Below are 20,770 nucleotides of genomic sequence, written 5' to 3'. Positions count from 1 at the left end.
GCTAGAGGGCGCCCTTCGTGGAGGGCAGGATGCCGGCGGCGCGCGGGTCGAACTCCGCCGCGTAGCGCAGGGCGCGGGCCAGGGCCTTGAACTGGCACTCCACGATGTGGTGGGCGTTGCGGCCGTACGGGACGTGGATGTGCAGGGCGATCTGTGCCTGCGCGACGAAGGACTCGAAGATGTGCCGGGTCATCGTCGTGTCGTACTCGCCGATCATCGGCGCCATGTTCTCGGGCTCGGTGTGCACGAGGTACGGGCGGCCGGACAGGTCGACGGTCACCTGCGCGAGGGACTCGTCGAGCGGCACGGTGCAGTTGCCGAAGCGGTAGATGCCCACCTTGTCGCCGAGGGCCTGCTTGAAGGCGGCGCCGAGCGCGAGGGCGGTGTCCTCGATGGTGTGGTGGCTGTCGATGTGCAGGTCGCCGTCCGTCTTGACCGTGAGGTCGAAGAGGCCGTGGCGGCCGAGCTGGTCGAGCATGTGGTCGTAGAAGCCCACACCCGTCGAGACGTCGACCTTGCCCGTGCCGTCGAGGTTTATCTCGACGAGGACCGAGGTCTCCTTCGTGGTCCGTTCGACCCGTCCGATGCGGCTCATGCGTGCTGCTCCTTCTTCAGTGCGCGAACCGCTTCCAGGAACGCGTCGTTCTCGGCCGGGGTGCCGGCGGTGACCCGCAGCCAGCCCGGTACGCCGTTGTCCCTGACCAGGACACCCTGGTCGAGGATCTTCTGCCAGGCGGTGTGCGAGTCCTCGAACTTCCCGAACTGGATGAAGTTCGCGTCGGACTCGGTGACCTCGTAGCCGATGGCCCGCACCTCGGCGACCAGGCGGTCCCGCTCGGCCTTGAGCTGTTCGACGTAGCCGAGCAGGGTGTCGGTGTGCTCCAGGGCGGCCAGCGCGGTCGCCTGGGTGACGGCCGACAGGTGGTACGGCAGGCGTACGAGCTGGACGGCGTCGACCACGGCCGGGTGGGCGGCCAGGTAGCCCAGGCGCAGCCCTGCGGCGCCGAAGGCCTTGGACATGGTCCGGGAGATCACCAGGTTCGGGCGGCCCTCGATCAGCGGCAGGAGCGAGTCCCGGTGGCTGAACTCCACGTACGCCTCGTCCACGATCACCAGGGAGGGCTTGGCCGCCTGCGCGGCCTCGTAGAGGGCGAGGACGGTCTCCGCCTCGACCGCGGTACCCGTGGGGTTGTTGGGCGAGGTGATGAAGACGACGTCGGGCGCGTTCTCGGCGATGGCCTGCTCGGCCGCCTCCACGTCGACGCGGAAGTCCTCGCGGCGCGGGCCGGAGATCCAGCCCGTGCCGGTGCCGCGCGCGATCAGCGCGTGCATGGAGTACGAGGGCTCGAAGCCGATCGCGGTCCGCCCGGGCCCGCCGAAGGTCTGCAGCAGCTGCTGGATGACCTCGTTGGAGCCGTTGGCGGCCCATACGTTCTCGCGGGAGACCGGGTGCTTGCCCGTACGGGTGAGGTACGCGGCCAGCTCGGTCCGCAGCTCGACCGCGTCCCGGTCGGGGTAGCGGTTGAGGGTGCGGGCGGCGTCGGCGACGCGCTCGGCGATCCGCGCGACGAGCTCGGCGGGGAGCTCGTACGGGTTCTCGTTGGTGTTCAGCTGGACGGGCACGTCGAGCTGCGGGGCGCCGTACGGGCTCTTGCCGCGCAGTTCGTCCCGGATGGGGAGGTCGTCGATCCCGAAGCTCACTGGGTGGGCACCTTCCAGCCGAAGCGCGCCTTGAGGGCCGCGCCGTGCGCCGGCAGGTCCTCGGCCTCCGCCAGCGTCACCACGTGGTGGGTGACCTCGGCGAGGGCGTCGCGCGTGTAGTCGACGATGTGGATGCCGCGCAGGAAGGACTGCACGGACAGGCCGGAGGAGTGGCAGGCGCAGCCGCCCGTGGGCAGGACGTGGTTCGACCCGGCGCAGTAGTCGCCGAGCGAGACGGGGGCCCACGGGCCGACGAAGATCGCGCCGGCGTTGCGCACGCGGGCGGCCCAGGCCGCGGCGTCGGCGGTCTGGATCTCCAGGTGCTCGGCCCCGTACGCGTCGACGACCTTGAGGCCGTCCTCCAGGCTGTCGACCAGCACGATCGCGGACTGCTTGCCCGCGAGGGCCGGCTTGATCCGGTCCTCGACGTGCTTGGTGGCCGCGACCTGCGGTTCCAGCTCGCGCTCGACGGCGGCCGCGAGCTCCTCGGAGTCCGTGACGAGCACGGCGGCGGCCAGCGGGTCGTGCTCGGCCTGGCTGATCAGGTCGGCGGCGACGTGCACCGGGTCGGCCGTGGAGTCCGCGAGGACCGCGATCTCGGTGGGGCCCGCCTCGGTGTCGATGCCGATGCGGCCGGTGAAGTAGCGCTTGGCGGCCGCGACCCAGATGTTGCCGGGGCCGGTCACCATGTTGACGGGGAGGCAGTCCTCGGTGCCGTACGCGAACATCGCGACGGCCACGGCGCCGCCGGCCGCGTACACCTCGTCCACGCCGAGCAGGGCGCAGGCGGCGAGGATCGTGGGGTGCGGCAGGCCGCCGAACTCCTTCTGCGGCGGGGACGCGAGCGCGATCGACTCGACGCCCGCCTCCTGGGCCGGGACGACGTTCATGACGACGGAGGACGGGTACACGGAGCGGCCGCCCGGGGCGTACAGGCCCACGCGCTCGACCGGAACCCACTTCTCGGTCACGGTTCCGCCGGGGACCACCTGGGTGGTGTGCTCGCCGCGGCGCTGCTCGCGGTGGACGATCCGGGCGCGCCGGATCGACTCCTCGAGCGCGGCGCGGACGGCCGGGTCGAGCTCGGCGAGCGCGGTCTTGAGGGCCTCGGCGGGGACCCTGACCTGCTCCAGCGTGACGCCGTCGAACTTCTGTGCGTACTCGATCAACGCCGCCGTGCCGCGATGATGGACGTCCTCGCAGATGGGCCGCACCTTCTCCAGGGCGGCTTCCACGTCGAACTCGGCACGGGGCAGCAGATCGCGCAGGGCGCCACCCTCGGGGAGGGCGTCACCGCGCAGGTCGATACGAGAGATCACCTCCCAATTCTCTCAGACCGCCTCCCGCCACCGTTCGCCCGTATCACTGGCTGATACACGCCCCGGGTGTCACCGGTGCCCATTAGCGTTCCCCTACACGTATGCGCAGCGGAGGGGGGCCGCCATGGCGGAGTCACGGCCGGGCGAGCAGCCCGCGGATCTCACCGATCCCGAACGCCGCATGTGGCAGGCGTACAGGACGGGCAGCGTCTGCGATCTCAGCGCCCGCGCCGCCAACGAGGACGATCCGCACGACAGCGGGCGGACCTGGGGCGCCGCGCGCAGCGTCCGCGCCCAGGTGGTGGCGCTGCTGCTGCTCCACGGGCCGCCGCCGGTGCCGGGCCGGGTGTCGGCGCTGAAGCTGCGCGGCGTACGGATCACGGGGCGGCTCGACCTGTCCGGGGGGACCGTGCAGCCGTACGTCGAACTCCAGTCCTGTCGCTTCGACAGTGAGATCCAGCTGTCCGAGACGCGGTTCATCACCCTGCGCATGATCAACTGCGCGATACCGCGGCTGGACGCCTCCCGGCTGCACACCGAGGGCGACCTGCACCTGCCGCGCTGCCGCGTGGCCCGCGGGGTCCGGCTGACCGACGCCCAGATCGGCACCGACCTGCTGATCAGCCAGGCCGTGGTGCGGCGGGACAACAAGGGCCGGGCCATAGCCGCCGACGGGATGTCGGTCGCGCAGGACTTCCAGGGCGAGCTGCTGGAGACGGACGGGGAGGTGAGCCTGCGCGGGGCGAAGGTCGGCGTGTCGATGAACCTGCGCGGGGCCCGGCTGCGCAATCCGCACGGGCGGCGCGCGCTGAACGCCCCGCAGCTGACCGTCGAGCGGACCCTGTACCTGACCTCGATCGCCCTCGACTACGTCCCCGGCGACTCCGGCTCCTCCACTCCCCCGTACGGGCTGGGCCAGACGCCCACGCGCGGGCAGCGGGCCCAGCGCTTCGAGTGCCGGGGAGGGCTGCGCCTGGACGACGGACGCTTCGGCGACGCCGTCGACTTCTACGGGGCCCGGTTCGTCCTGACCGACGGGCAGGAGGTCTCGCTGCGCCGGATCCAGACCCCGGAGCTGCGGTTCGTCGGGGAGCGGCCGGAGCAGGGGCGGGTGGTGCTGTCGGGGGCGAAGGTGGTCAAGCTCGTCGACACCTCCACCAGCTGGCCCGGCCCGGGCGGGGTCTCGATAGAGGGGTTCGCCTACGAGAACCTCGCACCCCGCGGCCACTTCCCGCTCGCGCGCCGGCTGGACTGGGTGGCGGCGGCCACCCCCGAGTACTCGCCGGAGCCGTACGAGCGGCTGGCCACCGTACTGCGCGCGAGCGGCGAGGACGCGGACGCCCGCGAGGTGCTGCTGGCCAAGCAGCGCCGGCGCCGGGCCACCCTGCCGCCCGCGCTCAAGGCCTGGGGGTACCTCCAGGACTGGACGGTGGCGTACGGGTACCGCCCGGGCCGGGCCGCGCTGTGGATGGCGGTGCTGTGGGCGGCGGGCGCCCTGCTCTTCTCCCGGCACGAGCCGCCGCCGATCAAGGGGGACGAGCACCCGCACTGGGACCCGGCGCTCTACGCCCTGGACCTGCTGCTCCCCGTGATCGATCTCGGCCAGGACGGCCAGTGGAAGGTGGAGGGCGGCTGGCAGTGGGGCTCCGCGGCGCTGGTCCTGCTGGGCTGGACCCTGGCGACGACGGTGGCGGCGGGAGCCTCGCGGCTGCTGCGGCGGGGGTGAGCGCGCAGAGCGCGGACAATCGAGGTGACAGGCCCTGGCCCCCGGCCACTACCCTGTGCGTCGTGACCACCGTTCGCCTTCCCCTCTTCCCGCTGAACTCGGTGCTGTTCCCGGGACTCGTCCTCCCGCTGAACGTCTTCGAGGAGCGTTATCGCGCCATGATGCGCGAGCTGCTGAAGACGGGCGAGGACGAGCCGCGCCGCTTCGCGGTCGTCGCGATCCGCGACGGCCGGGAGGTCGCGCCGACCGCGCCGGGCCTGCCGGACCAGACGGCGCTGCCCGAGCGGGGCCCGACGGCGGGCTTCGGGGCCGACCCCGTCCAGGCCTTCCACCGGGTGGGCTGCATCGCGGACGCGGCGACGATCCGGGAGCGGGAGGACGGCAGCTTCGAGGTCCTGGCCACCGGTACGGCGCGGGTGCGGCTGCTGTCGGTGGACGCCTCGGGCCCGTACCTGGTCGCGGAGCTGGAGGAGCTCCCGGAGGACGCGGGCGACGGCGCGGGCGCGCTGGCGGAAGGGGTCCTGCGGGCCTTCCGGAACTACCAGAAGCGGCTGGCCGGAGCCCGGGAGCGGTCCCTGACCTCGGGCGCCGACCTGCCGGACGAGCCGTCGGTGGTCTCGTACCTGGTGGCGGCGGCGGCCGTACTGGACATCCCGGCGAAGCAGCGGCTGCTCCAGGCGCCGGACACCGCGACGCGGCTCGCGGAGGAACTGAAACTGCTGCGCGCGGAGACGGCGGTCATCCGCCACCTCCCGTCGCTGCCGGCGGTGGACCTGACGCGCGCGCCGACCAGCCCGAACTGATGGCGAAGGACTGATGGCGAAGAAGAAGGCCCCCACTGCGGCGGGCACTCCGGCGATCGTGGCCCTGAACTCCGCGCGGGCGCAGTTCACGGTGCACGCCTACGAGCACGATCCGGCGCACCCCTCGTACGGCGAGGAGGCGGCGCAGGCCATGGGGGTCTCCCCGGAGCGGGTCTTCAAAACGCTGGTCGCCGAGGTGGACGGCGCCCTGGTGGTGGCGGTGGTCCCGGTGTCGGGGAGCCTGGACCTGAAGGCGCTGGCGACCGCGGTGTCCGGCAAGCGGGCGGCGATGGCCGACCCGGCGCTGGCGGAGCGCACGACGGGGTACGTGCGGGGCGGCATCTCGCCGCTGGGCCAGCGCAAGCGGCTCCGCACGGTGGTGGACGAGTCGGCGACGGCGCACGCCACGATCTGCGTCTCGGCGGGCCGCCGGGGCCTGGAGGTCGAACTCCCGCCCGCCACGCTGACCACGTTGACGGCGGCCACCCTGGCCCCCATCGCCCGCGCGTAGCGGGACCCGGGCTCCGGCGCGGACGGCGGTCAGGCCCGCGGGGGCTCCGGCGCGGACGGGTCCGACGGGGCCGAGTGCACGTGGGGCGGGGGGTAGCCCCCCCAGTCCGCGTCCTCGGACGGGTCCGGGTCGTGCGGGGTCCACAGGGCCGTCAGGCCGAGGTGGACGGCCACGGCGACCATCGGCCAGACCAGCAGCACCCCCTGCGCCAACAGCTGCAGCGGCGCGTCGAACGCCACCCCCTTGCCCGCCTTCACCGCGGCGGCGGCCACGTCCGCGGACGGCCCCAGCCACAGCCCCATCCGCCATCCGGCCAGCGAGGCGAAGCAGGATCCGACCACCAGCCCGATCACCAGCGGGACACCGCCGCGGCGCCGCCACAGGAACACGAGCACCGCGCTCAGCACGCCGAACCCCACCGACAGCAGGAAGAACGTCCCGTCGGCCCCGATCCGGGCCTCGCTCTCGGAGTTCTTCAGGAAGACGGCCTCGCCGTTGGAGACGTACTGGGCCTTCGGCGCCAGCCACGCCCACAGCACGCCGAGCAGCACACCGGCCACCCCGATCAGCAGGGCCGCGGCGGCCCCGTCGCGGATGTCCGCCGGGGTGATGCGCCCGGCGGAGCCGCCCGGCTTCTCGGGCGGCAGCGGCGGTTCGTGCGGGGAGGGCGTGGTCACGGCTTCGGTCACCCCCACATCGTGCCAGGTGCCGACGGCGCCGACATCAGCAGGACCGCCGCCGGGGCGGACGGCCGCTTCAGCGGACGGCCGCCCGCCGGTACGCCCACGTCGCGACGGCCAGCGAGAGCACGCCCACCACCCCGCACACCCCGAGGTCCAGCCCGACCGCCGCCCAGTCCGGATGCGGGGTGAAGGTCCGCGCGAACGCCTCCACCCCGTACGTGGACGGCAGCAGGTCCCGCGCCCACACGATCACGTCCGGCATCCGCTCCGGCGGCAGCACCCCCAGCAGCAGCGCCGCCGACATGCCGAGCTGCCCGGCCAGCGTGGCCAGCTCCTGCCGCGGCGCCAGCAGCCCGAGCGCCGCTCCCAGCCCGGCCAGCGCGGCTCCGGCCAGCGGCACCACCGCGGCCAGGATCCACAGCCCGCCCATCGGCAGCCCGAACAGCAGGCATCCGAACACCGCCGTCACCAGCGTGCCCGGCAGCGTGAAGGAGGCGTACGCGGCCGCCGCGCCCAGCACGACCGAGGCCGGCGGCACCGGCAGCGTGGCGTAGTGGTCGAGCCCGCCGCTGGCCCGCAGCTGCCCGAAGTACTGCGCGAGCAGGTTCAGCGCGACGAAGGCGACGACCAGTACGGAGGAGCCGGCGACGACGGCACGGGCCTCCGAGCCCCCGTCCACCACGCCCCGCATCAGGATCATGATCCCGACGGACTGGAAGGTGGCCACGAACAGCAGCGGGATACGCGACACCCGGGCCCGGGACAGCTGCGCCCGGTACACGGCGGCCAGCGCGGGCAGCAGCCGCGCCTGCGGTGCCAGCACCCCTGCGGCGGTCGTATTCACGACTTCACCAGACCCTTCGAGGTGCGCCCGCCCAGCGCGAGGTAGACGTCCTCCAGGCTCGGGGTCGCCAGCGTGAAGTCGTCGAGGGCGGCGAAGGCCGGCCCTCCGGTCACCGCGGCCACCGCGGCCCGCGCCTCGTCGGACGCCAGCCGCAGCACCCACCGCCGCCCGGCCCCGGCGGCCGCCGGCGCGAGCGCCGCGACCTCCGGTACCTCCAGCGGCGGCGCGGTGCGCCACACCAGCTCCAGCCTGACCTCGCCGGAGACCCGGGCCTTCAGTCCGGCCGGGGAGTCGCAGGCGATGACCCGGCCCTGGTCGATGACGGCGACCCGGTCCAGGACGGTCTCGGCCTCGATGACGTTGTGCGTGACGAGCAGGACGGTGGCGCCGTGCTGCGCGCGCCGGCGGTCCACGGCCGCCCACACGGCCCGCCGGGCGACCGGGTCCATGCCGGTGGTGGGCTCGTCGAGGACGAGCACGGGCCGCTCGCCGACCAGTGCGGCGGCGAAGCAGGCCAGGCGCCGCTGTCCGCCGGAGAGCTTCTTCAGGGGCCGCCCGGCGATCGCGGTCAGCCCCAGTTCCTCCAGTACGGCGTCCCGCTCGGCGCGCGCCGGGCGGACGCCGAGCCCGCGCAGCCGTCCCGTGGTCTCGGCGGCCAGCGCCACCGTGAGCTCGTCGAGGGCGGTGGACTCCTGCCCCAGGTAGGCGAGCAGCCGGGCCGCCCGCTCGGGGTGGCGCACGAGGTCGTGGCCGAGCAGGGTCACGGATCCGGAGTCGGGCCGCATCAGGCCGGTGAGCTGGCGCACCAGGGTGGACTTGCCGGCGCCGTTGGGGCCGAGCAGGCCGAAGATCTCGCCGCGCCGTACGTCCAGGCAGACCCCGTCGGTGGCCCGGGTCTCGGGCAGGGCGGGAGCCCCGCGCCGACCGCGTACCGCGGGATACGTCTTGACCAGGTCACGCACCGCGCAGACCACGTCGGAAGCCGCGTCCGCGGCCACTGCCGTGTTCGGTTGTGCTGCTGCTGTGCCCGTACTCACGAGGGAGCAGCCTACGCGGCTTTCGTCCGGCCACCGCCGGGAGGTGCCCCGACGCGCTGCCCGGCGCCGCTACTCGGCCCCGGGCGGCGTCGGTCCCGCGGGTACGGCGGAGGAGGTGCCGGCGACGTGCTCGGCGGCCGCGCGGACGTCGATCTCCCGCCAGAACCCGGCCCGGATCGCGTAGCGGTCGTGCTCGTCGATCTGGTCGTCCTTGTGCGCCAGCAGCCCGAACCGGGCCGCGTAGCGCAGCAGCTCGCCGTCGATGCGGTGCGGGATCCGCGGGTACATGGTGGCGAGCTTCTGCAGGTGGACGGTTTCGGGGAGGCGTTCCATCCAGCGCCGGGCGAACACCTGGCCGACCTCGAAGGGGTCGCCGCCGACCGTGGTGATGTCCTCCTCGCGGTCCGCCCAGCGCTGCTCGGCGCTGGTGAGCTGGGCGAGGGTGGGCAGTGAGGCGGTCTCGGCGGGCTCGCCCAGCGGGCCGGCCCGGTCGATCCAGCCCTTGTCGGAGGACCAGCGCAGGGCGCTGCCGGCCGCGGCCTGGGCGCTGCCGTGGCCGTGGCCCGCGGGGCCGGGCTGCTGGCCGGGGGCGCGCAGCGAGCCGGCGAGGTCCTTGGGGGTGGGTACGGTCTTGCCCCCGGCGGCGGGGGCGGGCACGGGGGCGCCGCTCGCCTCGGGTTCGGCGGGGGCGGGGGCCGAGGTCCCGTTGGCGCCGGCGCTGCGGGCGGCCTCGGCGAGGGCCGCCTCGGGCAGCGGGGCGGAGAGGATGGCGGCGATCTCGGGGCGCGGCGCGGGCGGCGGGGCGCACAGTCCGGCGAGGTCCTTGGCGCGGACGGCCCGGGTGATCCAGGCCCGGTCCAGGACGCGGCGCTCGTCGGCCTCGGCGACGAGGTCCTCGGACTGGTTGTAGTCGCCGTCGGCGGCCTGGACGGCCCACAGGTGGACCGCGACCCCGTGTTCCTTGGCGGACATCAGGCCGGGCAGCAGGTCCCCGTCGCCCGTGACGAGCACGACGTCGGAGCAGGCCCGGTTGCGGGCGAGCTCGGTGAGCTCGGCGTGCATGGCGGCGTCCACGCCCTTCTGCGCCCAGCGGCCGTCGCTGCGGGTCAGGGCGCCGAGGCGGACGGTGACGCGGGGCATGACGCGCAGCCGCCGGTGCTCGGGCTGGGGCACCCGGTCGGGTGCGCCGTCGAACCAGTAGATGCGCAGCAGGGGCTGTTCGGTGTCGGCCTGGGCGCGCTCGCGCAGGCCCTGGATGAGGGCGGCATGGTCGACGGTGATGCGGGAGCGGGAAGGCTCCCCGGCGAGAAGACTGGCGGCGGCGCCCAGCAGATAGCCGGCGTCCACCAGGACGACGCAGCGGTCCACGCGTACCACCCTCTTCCCTGGGGATTCCCTGTGTTTGTCGCGGGTTCCCCGAGTCTGCCCGACCGCAAGGGTGTTGACGGCCGGAACTCGATCATCGGCGTGGCGGATGTTTCACGGGCACCGGGCGGCGGGCTGCCGACTACACGCAGTAAAGATCCAAAATGCGCGGTTTGTGGCGCCGTGTGAGGGTGAAGGCGGTCCTGGCCCCTAGACCCTCACGGAGGCTCCACCATGGCCAAGAACAAGAACCGCCAGCACGAACAGAAGCAGCAGCCCCGCTCGTCGTCGCAGGATCCGGCGAAGACCTCGACGGAATCGGTGTCCGAGCCCTCGGGCGGCTCCCCGAGTCCGATGGACATGGCCCGCAAGGGCAAGCAGAAGAAGTTCGGCCACAACTGACGCCTCCGCGAGCAGCACGCACGAGGGCGCGCCCAGAGCTCTGGGCGCGCCCCTCTTCACGTTGGGCTACGGGTGCGGGCCCCTGCGAGGGCCCCGCGACCGGCGTTATCCGGCCAGGCAGGACGGCCCGAGGAGCACCTTGAGGTCGCCGAAGAGCGCCGGGTCGGGCTGTACCCGGTGCTTGTCGAGGCGCAGCACGGTGGTGGACCGCGGTCCCTGGAGCTTGATGCGGACCTCGGTGTTGCCCCTGTGGTGCCGCAGGATCTCGCCCAACCGGGTGACCATCGGGGGAGTGACCTTGACCGTGGGGATGGTGAGGACCACGGGTGCGTTCGTCCCGGCGGAGGAGAGGTCGGGGACCATCATCTCCATGGCGACGAGCCGGGGGACGTCCTCGCGCTTGTCGAGGCGCCCCTTGACGAAGACGACGGTGTCCTCGACCAGCTGCGTGGAGACGAGCTGGTACGTCGCGGGGAAGAACATGCACTCGATGGATCCGGCGAGGTCCTCGACGGTGGCGATGGCCCAGGCGTTGCCCTGCTTGGTCATCTTGCGCTGGAGGCCCGAGATGATGCCGCCGATGGTGACGACGGCGCCGTCGGAGTGCTCACCGCCGGTCAGCTGGGAGATGCCGGCGTCCGTCTTGTCGGACAGGACGTGCTCCAGGCCGAAGAGCGGGTGGTCGGAGACGTACAGGCCGAGCATCTCGCGCTCCTGCGCGAGCAGGTAGGACTTCTCCCACTCGACGTCGGAGAACTCGACGTCGAGCCCGAAGCCGGGCTCGTCGCTCGCGCCCTCGTCACCCATTCCGCCGAAGAGGTCGAACTGCCCCTCGGCCTCCTTGCGCTTGACCGCGACCACGTTGTCGATCATCGATTCGTGGTGGGCGACCAGGCCCTTGCGGGTGTGGCCCATCTCGTCGAAGGCGCCGGCCTTGATCAGCGACTCGACGGTGCGCTTGTTGCAGACGACGGCCTCGACCTTGTCCAGGAAGTCGGGGAAGGAGGAGTACTTCCCCTTGGCCTTCCTGGTCTTGATGATCGACTCGACGACGTTCTGGCCGACGTTGCGCACCGCGGTGAGGCCGAAGAGGATCACGTCGTCGCCCTGGGCCGCGAAGTTCGGCTCGGACTCGTTGACGTTCGGCGGGAGCACCTTGATGCCCATGCGCCGGCACTCGTTCAGGTAGATCGCGGACTTGTCCTTGTCGTCCTTGACCGAGGTGAGCAGGCCGGCCATGTACTCGGCCGGGAAGTTCGCCTTGAGGTAGGCGGTCCAGTAGGAGACCAGGCCGTACGCGGCCGAGTGCGCCTTGTTGAAGGCGTAGCCGGCGAAGGGGACCAGGACGTCCCAGAGGGCCTTGATCGCCTGGTCGCTGAAGCCCTTGCCCCTGGCGCCCTCCTCGAAGATGACGAAGTTCTTCGCCAGTTCCTCGGGCTTCTTCTTGCCCATCACGCGGCGCAGGATGTCGGCCTCGCCGAGCGAGTACCCGGCGATGATCTGGGCGGCCTTCTGGACCTGCTCCTGGTAGACGATCAGGCCGTAGGTGACCGCGAGCACCTCTTCGAGCGGCCCCTCCAGCTCCGGGTGGATCGGGGTGATCTCCTGCTGCTTGTTCTTGCGCAGGGCGTAGTTCGTGTGCGAGTTCATGCCCATCGGGCCCGGCCGGTACAGGGCCGAGACGGCGGAGATGTCCTCGAAGTTGTCGGGCTTCATCAGGCGCAGCAGGGAGCGCATGGGCCCGCCGTCGAACTGGAAGACGCCGAGGGTGTCACCGCGGCCGAGCAGTTCGAAGGTCTTGGGGTCGTCGAGCGGCAGGGCCAGGAGGTCGATGTCGATCCCCTTGTTGGCCTTCACCATCTTGACCGCGTCGTCCATGATCGTGAGGTTGCGCAGGCCGAGGAAGTCCATCTTCAGCAGGCCGAGCGACTCGCAGCTCGGGTAGTCCCACTGGGTGATGGTGACGCCGTCGGTGTGCCGTACCCAGACGGGCACGTGGTCGGTGATCGTCTCGCTGGACATGATGACGCCGGCGGCGTGCACGCCCATCTGGCGGACCAGGCCCTCCACACCGCGGGCGGTGTCGATGACCTTCTTCACGTCGGGCTCGTTCTCGTACATCCCGCGGATCTCGCCGGCCTCGCCGTAGCGCGGGTGCGTCGGGTCGAGGATGCCGGAGAGCGGGATGCCCTTGCCGAGGACGTCGGCGGGCATGGCCTTGGTGAGCCGGTCGCCCATGGCGTACGGGTAGCCCAGGACGCGCGCGGAGTCCTTGATCGCGTTCTTGGCCTTGATCGTGCCGTACGTGCCGATCATGGCGACCTTGTCGGCGCCGTACTTCTCGGTCACGTACCGGATCACTTCGACGCGCCGACGCTCGTCGAAGTCGATGTCGACATCGGGCATGGAGACGCGCTCGGGGTTCAGGAACCGCTCGAAGATCAGGCCGTGGGTGATCGGGTCGAGGTCGGTGATGCCCATGGCGTAGGCGACGATCGAGCCGGCCGCGGAGCCTCGGCCCGGACCCACCGCGATGCCCTGGTTCTTCGCCCACATGATGAAGTCGGCGACGACGAGGAAGTATCCCGGGAAGCCCATCGAGATGATCGTGTCCATCTCGTACTCGGCCTGCTGCATCCGGTCGTCCGGGATGCCCCCGGGGTAGCGGCGGTGCATGCCGCGCATGGTCTCCTCGCGGAACCAGCTGACCTCGGTGTGACCCTCCGGGATGTCGAACTTCGGCATCAGGTTCCGGAACTTGAACATGCCCTCGGTGTCGATCTGGTCCGCGACCAGCCGCGTGTTGGCGCAGCCCTCCTGCCAGGCGTCCGAGGAGTCGATCGCGTACATCTCGTCGGTCGACTTGAGGTAGTAGCCGGTGCCGTCGAAGCGGAAGCGGTCCGGGTCCGAGAGGTTCTTGCCGGTCTGGATGCACAGCAGGGCGTCGTGCGCGGTGGCCTCGCTCGCGTACGTGTAGTGCGAGTCGTTCGTGACCAGCGGCGGGATGCCGAGCTTCTTGCCGATCTCCAGCAGCCCGTCGCGGACCCGGCGCTCGATCTCGATGCCGTGGTCCATCAGCTCCAGGAAGTAGCGGCCCGCGCCGAAGATGTCCTTGTAGTCGGAGGCGGCCTGCACGGCCTCGTCGAACTGGCCGAGGCGCAGCCTGGTCTGCACCTCGCCGGACGGGCAGCCGGTGGAGGCGATCAGGCCCTCGGACCACTTGGAGATGGTCTCCTTGTCCATCCGCGGCCACTTCGTGAGCCAGCCCTCGGCGTACGCGTCGGAGGACAGCCGGAAGATGTTGTGCAGGCCGGTGGCGTTCGAGGCCCAGATGGTCTTGTGGGTGTAACCACCGGAACCGGAGACGTCGTCGCGCTTCTGGTGCGGCTGGCCCCACTGGATGCGCCGCTTGTTGCGCCGGGACTCGGGTGCCACGTACGCCTCGATGCCGATGATCGGCGTGATGCCGGCCTTCTGGGCGGTGTGGAAGAAGTCGTACGCACCGTGCAGGTTGCCGTGGTCGGACATCGCGATGTGCGTCATGCCCATGTCGTTGCAGGCGGCGAACATGTCCTTGAGCCGCGCGGCACCGTCCAGCAGCGAGTACTGGGTGTGTACGTGCAGGTGCGTGAACGGCGGCTTGGTCACGGTGGCAGACCTCCGGGGGGAACGAGGGGGGCAGCCTCGAAGTCTACGTCGGTGGAGTGACACGACCCGGGCACCGACCGGTACCTTCATCCGTTGCAGACCCAAGGACACCTGTCCGAAAAACGAACCACCCCGCGCCACCAGGAGGCACCCCGCCATGGCGGTCCCCGAGACGACGAACGAGCAGCGCGCCGAGCAGATACTCGATGTGTTCGACACCGCATTCGGTGAGCTGCTCGCCGCCGACCCCGCGGCCTTCCAGGTCAAATTCCGCAAGATGGCGGCTTCGGCCTTCGCCTTCTACCGCGGCACGGCCTGCCTCTTCTACGCCGACCTGGAGCGCGACCGGCACGGCGGTCCCTACCTGGACGAGCGGACCGGCCGGGTCTGGATCCACGGCGATCTGCACGCCGAGAACTTCGGCACGTACATGGACGCCAACGGCCGCCTGATCTTCAACGTCAACGACTTCGACGAGGCGTACGTCGGCCCCTTCACCTGGGACCTCAAGCGGTTCGCCGCCTCCGTCGCCCTGATCGGCTACACCAAGGCGCTCAGCGACGAGCAGATCAGCGAACTGGTGCGGACCTACGCGGGCGCCTACCGCGAGCGGATCCACCGCCTGGCCACCGGCGCCAAGAACGAGGAGGTGCCCTCCTTCACCCTGGACACTGCCGAGGGCCCTCTGCTCGGCGCCCTGCGCTCGGCCCGCTCCCGCACCCGCTTCTCCCTGCTGGACTCGATGACCGAGATCCGCGACTACGAGCGCCGCTTCGCCTCCGGCGGGGGCTCGATCGAGCTGGACGCGGCCACCCGCTACAAGGTGCTCGCCGCCTTCGACGGGTACCTGGAGACCCTGCCCGACGAGTCCCTGGTCCGGCCCGACTCCTACCGGGTCAAGGACGTGGTGGGCCGCCGCGGCGTCGGGATCGGCTCGGCCGGCCTGCCCTCCTACAACATCCTGCTGGAGGGGCACAGCGACGCCCTGGAGAACGACGTCGTGATCTACCTCAAGCAGGCGCAGACCCCCGCCGTGTCCCGTCACATCACCGACCGGGCCGTGCGGGACTACTTCCAGCACGAGGGGCACCGCACGGTGATCTCCCAGCGCGCCCTGCAGGCGCACGCCGACCCGTGGCTGGGCTGGACCGAGCTGGACGGCTCGGGCCAGCTGGTGGCCGAGGTCTCCCCGTACGCGGTGGACCTGGACTGGTCGGACCTGGACGAGCCGGAGGAGATCGCGGCCGTCGTCGCGGACCTGGGCCGGGCGACGGCGACCATGCACGCGTCGGCCGACGAGGCCGAGAGCGGCCAGTCGCTGGTGCCGTTCTCCACCGAGCGGGCCATCGACGCGGCGATCGCCGCCGACGAGGAGGGCTTCGCGGAGCTCCTGGTCGACTTCGCGCACGCGTACGGGGCCCGGGCGCGCGCCGACCACCAGATCTTCGTGGACCTGTTCCGCAACGGCCGCATCATGCACTGAGCCCTACGGGGAGGGGTCGTGGGAACCGGCCGTTCCGGGACCTGGGACCCCTCTTCACAGGGACTCGTGGCAGACTCGCGGCGATGGACATATCCAGGGCAGGGCTGAGAGGGCTGCGTGCCGCGCTGTTCAGCGCACTCGTCGTGCTGCTCTCGGCCGGCTCGCACGTCCTGATGTCCCGCGTCCCGCTGCCCCCCGCCCTCGTGGCCGGGGCCTTCGCCGGCGTGTTCCTGCTCGCGTACGCGCTGGCCGGCCGCGAGCGGGGCTTCGGCCCCATCGCCGGGCTGCTGGTTCCGCTGGAGCTGGCCGCCGACACGGTCTTCACCGCCGGACAGCACGTCTGCTACGGCCCGGCCGGCGGGCCCGTCGCCGGGCCGCTGCGGGCACTCGGCCTCGACGAGCTGTGCGGCGGACCGCCGCTGGGCGGACCGCTGGCCGAGGTGCCCGGAGCCGTCCCCGACGCGGTGGCCCTGCTGGCCTCGCCCGGCCCCTGGACCCCGTGGCTGCTGCTCGGCGCCCACGTCTCGGTCGGGCTGCTCGCCGCGGCCTGGCTGCGGTACGGGGAACGGGCGCTGGGCCAGCTGCTGCGCGCGGTGGCCGCCTTCGCGTTCCGGCCGCTGCTCCTGGTCGGCGCCTGCGCGGCGGCCGCCTTCGCCCCGGTGCGGCGCGTGCCGCGCCCGGCCCTTCCGGGCGCGGGGGCCCGTACCCGCTTCCCCGCCCACTCCGTGGGACGCCGGGGACCTCCCGTACGCGGCGCACTCGTCTGCGCCTGACCGACCCCACGTACGGCAGTCCCCCTTTCCCGCGTCACACCCCACGGAGATCACCATGAGTTCACGCAACAGCCAGGCGAACAAGGCGGCGGCCCGCGAGCGGCTGCGCGCCGAGCGCGAGAAGCAGGCGAAGAAGGCCAAGGCGCGCCGCCAGGTGCTGGTGGCCGGCGCCGTCGTCGCCGTCCTCGCCCTGGCCGGCGGCGTCGGCTACCTGGTCGTGCAGGCCAACCAGCCCGGCGAGTGGGACAAGGCGGCCGACGCGACGCTGGTCGCCCCGAAGAACACCACGGGCGACAACGGCACCACGGTCGTCATAGGCAAGGCCGACGCCAAGAAGACCCTGGAGGTCTACGAGGACTCGCGCTGCCCGGTCTGCTCCCAGTTCGAGCAGTCCGTGGGCCCGCAGATCAAGAAGGACGTCGACGCCGGCAAGTACAAGATCCAGTACATCGGCGCCACCTTCCTCGACAAGGGCTTCGGCGGCACCGGCGCGAAGAACGCCCTGAGCGCGCTGGGCGCGGCGCTGAACGTCAGCCCCGATGCGTTCCTGGAGTACAAGACCGCCCTGTACTCCAAGGAGAACCACCCGGAGGAGCGCGATGACAAGTTCGGCAAGGACGACTACCTGCTGAAGATCGCGGACCAGGTGCCGGCGCTCAAGGGCAACGCCGAGTTCAAGAAGGCCGTCGAGGACGGCACGTACAACCGCTGGGCGATCGAGATGTCGAAGGTGTTCGACAAGAGCGGCATGACGGGCACCCCGTCGCTGAAGATGGACGGCAAGAAGATCGAAGTCAAGATGACCCCGGAGGAGTTCACGGCCGAGGTCGACAAGGCCATCGCGGGCTGATCGGCCGAACCGGGGAAAGCCCCGGGCACGGGAACGGGCGGGCGAACTCCGAGAGTTCGCCCGCCCGTTGCTTTCCGAGGGGTGTACCAGCGGCTTTACCCGTCAGTAATATGCCGGCCGTGACCAGTCATCTCCCCTCCCCCACTGCGGCAACTCCGCGCCGCCGCACGGTCGTCAAGGCCGCTGCGGCCACCGCCGCCCTCGCGCCCTTCGCGGCGGCCGCCCTGGGCGCCTCCCCCGCGTCGGCGGCCTCGAACGGGCCCGCCTTCCTGCACGGCGTCGCCTCCGGCGACCCGCTGCCCGACGGGGTCCTGCTGTGGACCCGCGTCACCCCGACCCCCGAGGCCGCACCCGGCTCCGGCGCCGGGCCGGCCACCCAGGTGACCTGGGAGGTCGCCGAGGACAAGGCCTTCTCCCGGATCGTGGCGAGCGGCTCCGTCACCGCGAGCGCCGCCACCGACCACACGGTCAAGGCCGACGTCCGCGGACTGCGGCCGCAGACCCCGTACTTCTACCGGTTCACCGCGGGCGGCGCCGTCTCCCCGGTCGGGCGCACCCTGACCGCCCCGGGCCACGACGCGAGCACCCCCGGGGTCCGCTTCGGCGTGGTGTCCTGCGCCAACTGGGAGGCCGGCTACTTCTCGGCCTACCGCCACCTGGCGGCCCGCACCGACCTGCACGCGATCCTGCACCTCGGCGACTACATCTACGAGTACGCGAACGGGGCCTACCCCGAGGCGAAGTACGTCGTACGCGCGCACGAGCCGAAGCACGAGATCCTCACCCTCTCCGACTACCGGACCCGGCACGGCAGGTACAAGACCGACGCCGACCTCCAGGCGCTGCACGCCGCGCACGCGATCGTGGCGATATGGGACGACCACGAGTTCGCCAACGACGCCTGGTCGGGCGGGGCGGAGAACCACACCCCGGGCGCCGAGGGCGACTGGACGGCCCGCGCGGCCGCCGCCAAGCAGGCGTACTTCGAGTGGATGCCGGTCCGCACCTCCACGGCCGGCACCGTCTACCGGCGGCTGCGCTTCGGCAACCTCGCCGATCTGCACCTGCTTGACCTGCGCACCTTCCGCTCCCAGCAGGTCAAGGTGGGCAGCGGCGCGGTCGACGACCCGGAGCGCACCATCACCGGGCGCGCCCAGCTGGACTGGCTCAAGTCGGGCCTCGCGAGCTCCAACGCGACCTGGAAGCTGGTCGGGACCTCGGTGATGATCTCACCGGTCGCCTTCGGCTCGCTGCCCGCGCACCTGCTGGCACCGCTGACGAAGCTGCTGGGCCTGCCCGAGGGCGGCCTCGCGATCAACGTGGACCAGTGGGACGGCTACACGGACGACCGCAAGGAGCTGCTGAACCACCTCAAGGACCAGAAGATCAAGAACACGGTCTTCCTCACGGGCGACATCCACATGGCGTGGGCGAACGAGGTCCCGATGAACATGGCGACCTACCCGGGCTCGGGTACGGCGGCCACCGAGTTCGTGGTGACGTCGGTGACCTCCGACAACATCGACGATCTCCTGCACGTGCCGGCGGACACCGCGTCGCTGGTAGCGGAAGCCGCGGTCAAGGCCGCCAACTGGCACGTGAAGTGGCTGGACATGGACGCACACGGCTACGGGGTGCTGGACGTGACGGCCGAGCGCTCGCAGATGGACTACTACGTGGTGTCCGACAAGCGGAATCCGGCCGCCACCACCGCGTGGTCCCGTTCCTACCGCACGGCGAACGGCACGCAGAAGGTGGAGCGGTCGTACCAGCCGGTGAGCTGATCATCTTCTGACGGTATGTCAATTCTGTTGCTCGGAGGGGCGTCTGATGCAGACCAGGCGCCCCTTCGGCACCAGAAGCAACAAATCTTTTACGTAAAGGGCTTGCTCAGTGCATGACATGGACACATAAGCTTCGCGCCAGCGTGAGGAAAACCCTCACCCCCCACCACGCTTCGCGAGGAGTCAACGTGCGCGCTTCCGCCCGCATATCCCCCATGCTCCGCCGCCGCCTCATGGGTACGGCCGTCCTGGCCGGAACCCTGGCGTTCGCCCCGCTCACGGTCCCCACGACCGTGGCCGCGGCACCCAAGACCGGCGCCGAGGCCTGTGCCGACGCCGGCACCGCCGGCGCCTCCGCCAACGCCCGTGTCGCCCGCCCGAAGGACAAGAGCGCGGCCGACCCCAACGAGGTGACGGACGCCCAGGTCAAGGCCATGGACGCCGACCTGGCCAAGAAGAGCGCCGAGCTGGGCCCGCAGCGCCAGATGCGCGCCGCCGAGGCCACCGCCGCGACGACCATCCCGGTGTACGTCCACGTCATCACCTCGGGCACCGCCGGCAAGCTGACCGCCACGGACATCAACAACCAGATCGCGGTCCTCAACTCCGCCTACAGCGGCAAGGGCACCGGCAACGTCGACTCGGGCTACCAGTTCTCGCTGGTCTCCACCGACTACACCGACAACGCCGCCTGGTACAACGTCTCGGACGGCACCCAGGCCGAGAAGGACATGAAGAACGCCCTGCGCAAGGGCGGCGCGAACGCGCTCAACCTCTACACCGCCAACCTCGGCGGCGGCCTGCTCGGATGGGCGACCTTCCCGAGCTCCTACGCCTCGCAGCCCAAGATGGACGGCGTGGTCATCCTCAACACCTCGCTGCCGGGCGGCTCCGCCGCCAACTACAACGAGGGCGACACCGGCACCCACGAGGTCGGCCACTGGATGGGCCTCTACCACACCTTCCAGGGCGGCTGCTCGGGCAGCGGCGACTCCGTCTCCGACACCCCGGCCGAGAAGAGCGCCGCGTTCGAGTGCCCGACCGGCCGTGACAGCTGCACCAACAAGACGGGCGTCGACCCGATCCACAACTTCATGGACTACACGTACGACTCGTGCATGTACCAGTTCACCGCGGGCCAGGTGTCCCGTATGAAGAGCATGTGGAGCGCGTACCGCGGCTAGTCACCACGTGACGTGAAACGGTGAGGGGCGGGGCACGCGGTTCGTGCCCCGCCCCTCACCCTTTGCGCTACAGGGAGTCGAGGAAGCCGATGGCCGCCTTCCAGGTCTGCTCCGCGGCCTCCGCGTCGTAGTCGTCGAGGTCCGGATCCGTGAACAGGTGCCCGGCACCCGGGTAGCGGTGCACCTCCACGTCGGCCCCGGCGCGCTGCATCCGCAGGTACCAGGCCGTCAGCCAGTCGTGCGTCTCGAACGGGTCGGGGTCCGCGATGTGCAGCTGCACCGGCAGTTCGTCGACCGCGGTGTCCTCGTCCAGGTCCGCCGTCCCGTGCAGGAGCAGCAGCCCGCGCGCCTTCTCGTCGGCCAGGGCGAGGTGCTGGGCGACGGAGCCGCCGAAGGAGAAGCCGGCGTAGACCAGACCCTGGTCGGAGTGGGGGGCGGAGGCCAGCACCGCGCGCTTGAGCAGCTCGTCGCGGCCGATCTCGTCCCGGTGGGCCATGCCCTCCTCGACGGTCTCGAAGGTGCGTCCCTCGAAGAGGTCCGGCACCTGGACCTGGTGACCGGCCGCGCGCAGCCGGTCGGCCGCCGCGTGCACCGCGGGCCGCAGCCCGTACGTCGAATGGAAGAGCACGATGTTCATGTACCCCATCGTGCCATTCG

General features: G+C 71.6%; 18 protein-coding genes. 9 read left to right on the top strand and 9 right to left on the bottom strand.

Going from position 1 to position 20,770, the window contains the following annotated elements:
- Nucleotide 1: 1 nt before the first annotated feature.
- Genes hisB through hisD form a run of 3 tightly spaced genes read right to left on the bottom strand, consistent with a single transcriptional unit; the run spans nt 2 to nt 3,020 of the window.
- Nucleotides 2-595 carry an imidazoleglycerol-phosphate dehydratase HisB gene (hisB, locus tag K7B10_RS28970; RefSeq protein ID WP_030155936.1) on the bottom strand — a complete coding sequence of 198 codons (594 nt, stop codon included), beginning with the start codon at nt 593-595 and terminating at the stop codon, nt 2-4.
- Nucleotides 592-1,701, bottom strand: coding sequence for a histidinol-phosphate transaminase (locus K7B10_RS28965; protein ID WP_229340498.1), 1,110 nt, complete (start codon nt 1,699-1,701; stop codon nt 592-594). Before K7B10_RS28965 ends, hisB begins: the two co-directional genes overlap by 4 nt.
- Nucleotides 1,698-3,020: a histidinol dehydrogenase gene (hisD, locus tag K7B10_RS28960; RefSeq protein WP_229340496.1), complete on the bottom strand. Its 1,323-nt coding sequence runs from the start codon at nt 3,018-3,020 to the stop codon at nt 1,698-1,700. Before hisD ends, K7B10_RS28965 begins: the two co-directional genes overlap by 4 nt.
- A gap of 124 nt (nt 3,021-3,144) precedes the next feature.
- On the opposite strand from hisD, the gene K7B10_RS28955 reads away from it, so the two are divergent.
- From K7B10_RS28955 to ybaK, 3 genes are all read left to right on the top strand, one after another.
- On the top strand, nt 3,145-4,746 hold the full coding sequence (locus K7B10_RS28955) for an oxidoreductase (protein ID WP_229340494.1): 1,602 nt from the start codon (nt 3,145-3,147) through the stop codon (nt 4,744-4,746).
- Nucleotides 4,747-4,808: 62 nt separating this feature from the next.
- Nucleotides 4,809-5,549, top strand: a complete 741-nt coding sequence (locus K7B10_RS28950) for an LON peptidase substrate-binding domain-containing protein (protein WP_229340492.1) — start codon at nt 4,809-4,811, stop codon at nt 5,547-5,549.
- Nucleotides 5,550-5,562: 13 nt separating this feature from the next.
- Entirely contained in the window at nt 5,563-6,060 is a 498-nt protein-coding gene (gene ybaK / locus K7B10_RS28945) for a Cys-tRNA(Pro) deacylase (protein WP_229340490.1), read from the top strand.
- Between the two features lie 29 nt (nt 6,061-6,089).
- Here ybaK and K7B10_RS28940 read toward each other — a convergent pair whose 3' ends face one another.
- The 4 genes from K7B10_RS28940 to K7B10_RS28925 all read right to left on the bottom strand — a co-directional run bounded on the left by K7B10_RS28940 (nt 6,090) and on the right by K7B10_RS28925 (nt 10,001).
- A complete protein-coding gene (locus K7B10_RS28940; protein WP_229340488.1) occupies nt 6,090-6,749 on the bottom strand; it encodes a DUF2567 domain-containing protein in 660 nt (219 codons plus the stop codon).
- 67 nt (nt 6,750-6,816) lie between these two features.
- Entirely contained in the window at nt 6,817-7,587 is a 771-nt protein-coding gene (locus K7B10_RS28935; RefSeq protein WP_229340486.1) for an ABC transporter permease, read from the bottom strand.
- On the bottom strand, nt 7,584-8,585 hold the full coding sequence (locus K7B10_RS28930; protein WP_229345488.1) for an ABC transporter ATP-binding protein: 1,002 nt from the start codon (nt 8,583-8,585) through the stop codon (nt 7,584-7,586). The genes K7B10_RS28935 and K7B10_RS28930 overlap by 4 nt, the downstream gene beginning before the upstream one ends.
- A gap of 108 nt (nt 8,586-8,693) precedes the next feature.
- Nucleotides 8,694-10,001, bottom strand: a complete 1,308-nt coding sequence (locus K7B10_RS28925) for an NYN domain-containing protein (RefSeq protein ID WP_229340484.1) — start codon at nt 9,999-10,001, stop codon at nt 8,694-8,696.
- 222 nt (nt 10,002-10,223) lie between these two features.
- On the opposite strand from K7B10_RS28925, the gene K7B10_RS28920 reads away from it, so the two are divergent.
- Nucleotides 10,224-10,391 carry a hypothetical protein gene (locus tag K7B10_RS28920; protein WP_229340482.1) on the top strand — a complete coding sequence of 56 codons (168 nt, stop codon included), beginning with the start codon at nt 10,224-10,226 and terminating at the stop codon, nt 10,389-10,391.
- Nucleotides 10,392-10,496: 105 nt separating this feature from the next.
- Here K7B10_RS28920 and dnaE read toward each other — a convergent pair whose 3' ends face one another.
- The gene (gene dnaE, locus K7B10_RS28915) at nt 10,497-14,039 is read right to left on the bottom strand and encodes a DNA polymerase III subunit alpha (protein ID WP_229340480.1); all 3,543 of its coding nucleotides are present in this window, start codon (nt 14,037-14,039) and stop codon (nt 10,497-10,499) included.
- A 157-nt stretch (nt 14,040-14,196) separates the two neighbouring features.
- Here dnaE and K7B10_RS28910 point away from each other — a divergent pair, with 157 nt between their 5' ends.
- The 5 genes from K7B10_RS28910 (at nt 14,197) to K7B10_RS28890 (ending at nt 20,113) form a co-directional block, all read left to right on the top strand.
- Nucleotides 14,197-15,522, top strand: coding sequence for a DUF2252 domain-containing protein (locus tag K7B10_RS28910; protein ID WP_030863723.1), 1,326 nt, complete (start codon nt 14,197-14,199; stop codon nt 15,520-15,522).
- Between the two features lie 83 nt (nt 15,523-15,605).
- Nucleotides 15,606-16,295, top strand: a complete 690-nt coding sequence (locus K7B10_RS28905; protein WP_229340479.1) for a hypothetical protein — start codon at nt 15,606-15,608, stop codon at nt 16,293-16,295.
- 55 nt (nt 16,296-16,350) lie between these two features.
- Nucleotides 16,351-17,145 carry a thioredoxin domain-containing protein gene (locus K7B10_RS28900; RefSeq protein WP_229340477.1) on the top strand — a complete coding sequence of 265 codons (795 nt, stop codon included), beginning with the start codon at nt 16,351-16,353 and terminating at the stop codon, nt 17,143-17,145.
- Nucleotides 17,146-17,255: 110 nt separating this feature from the next.
- Nucleotides 17,256-18,929: an alkaline phosphatase D family protein gene (locus K7B10_RS28895; RefSeq protein ID WP_372481480.1), complete on the top strand. Its 1,674-nt coding sequence runs from the start codon at nt 17,256-17,258 to the stop codon at nt 18,927-18,929.
- Between the two features lie 233 nt (nt 18,930-19,162).
- A complete protein-coding gene (locus K7B10_RS28890) occupies nt 19,163-20,113 on the top strand; it encodes a zinc metalloprotease (RefSeq protein WP_229345486.1) in 951 nt (316 codons plus the stop codon).
- 67 nt (nt 20,114-20,180) lie between these two features.
- Here K7B10_RS28890 and K7B10_RS28885 read toward each other — a convergent pair whose 3' ends face one another.
- Nucleotides 20,181-20,759, bottom strand: a complete 579-nt coding sequence (locus tag K7B10_RS28885; protein WP_229340473.1) for a dienelactone hydrolase family protein — start codon at nt 20,757-20,759, stop codon at nt 20,181-20,183.
- Between the last annotated feature and the right edge of the window lie 11 nt (nt 20,760-20,770).

It is taken from the genome of Streptomyces flavotricini (genome assembly GCF_020639365.1).
Classification (GTDB): domain Bacteria; phylum Actinomycetota; class Actinomycetes; order Streptomycetales; family Streptomycetaceae; genus Streptomyces; species Streptomyces flavotricini.
The sequence above is the reverse complement of the archived record's forward strand: the minus strand, read 5'-3'. Positions and strand labels throughout refer to the sequence as shown.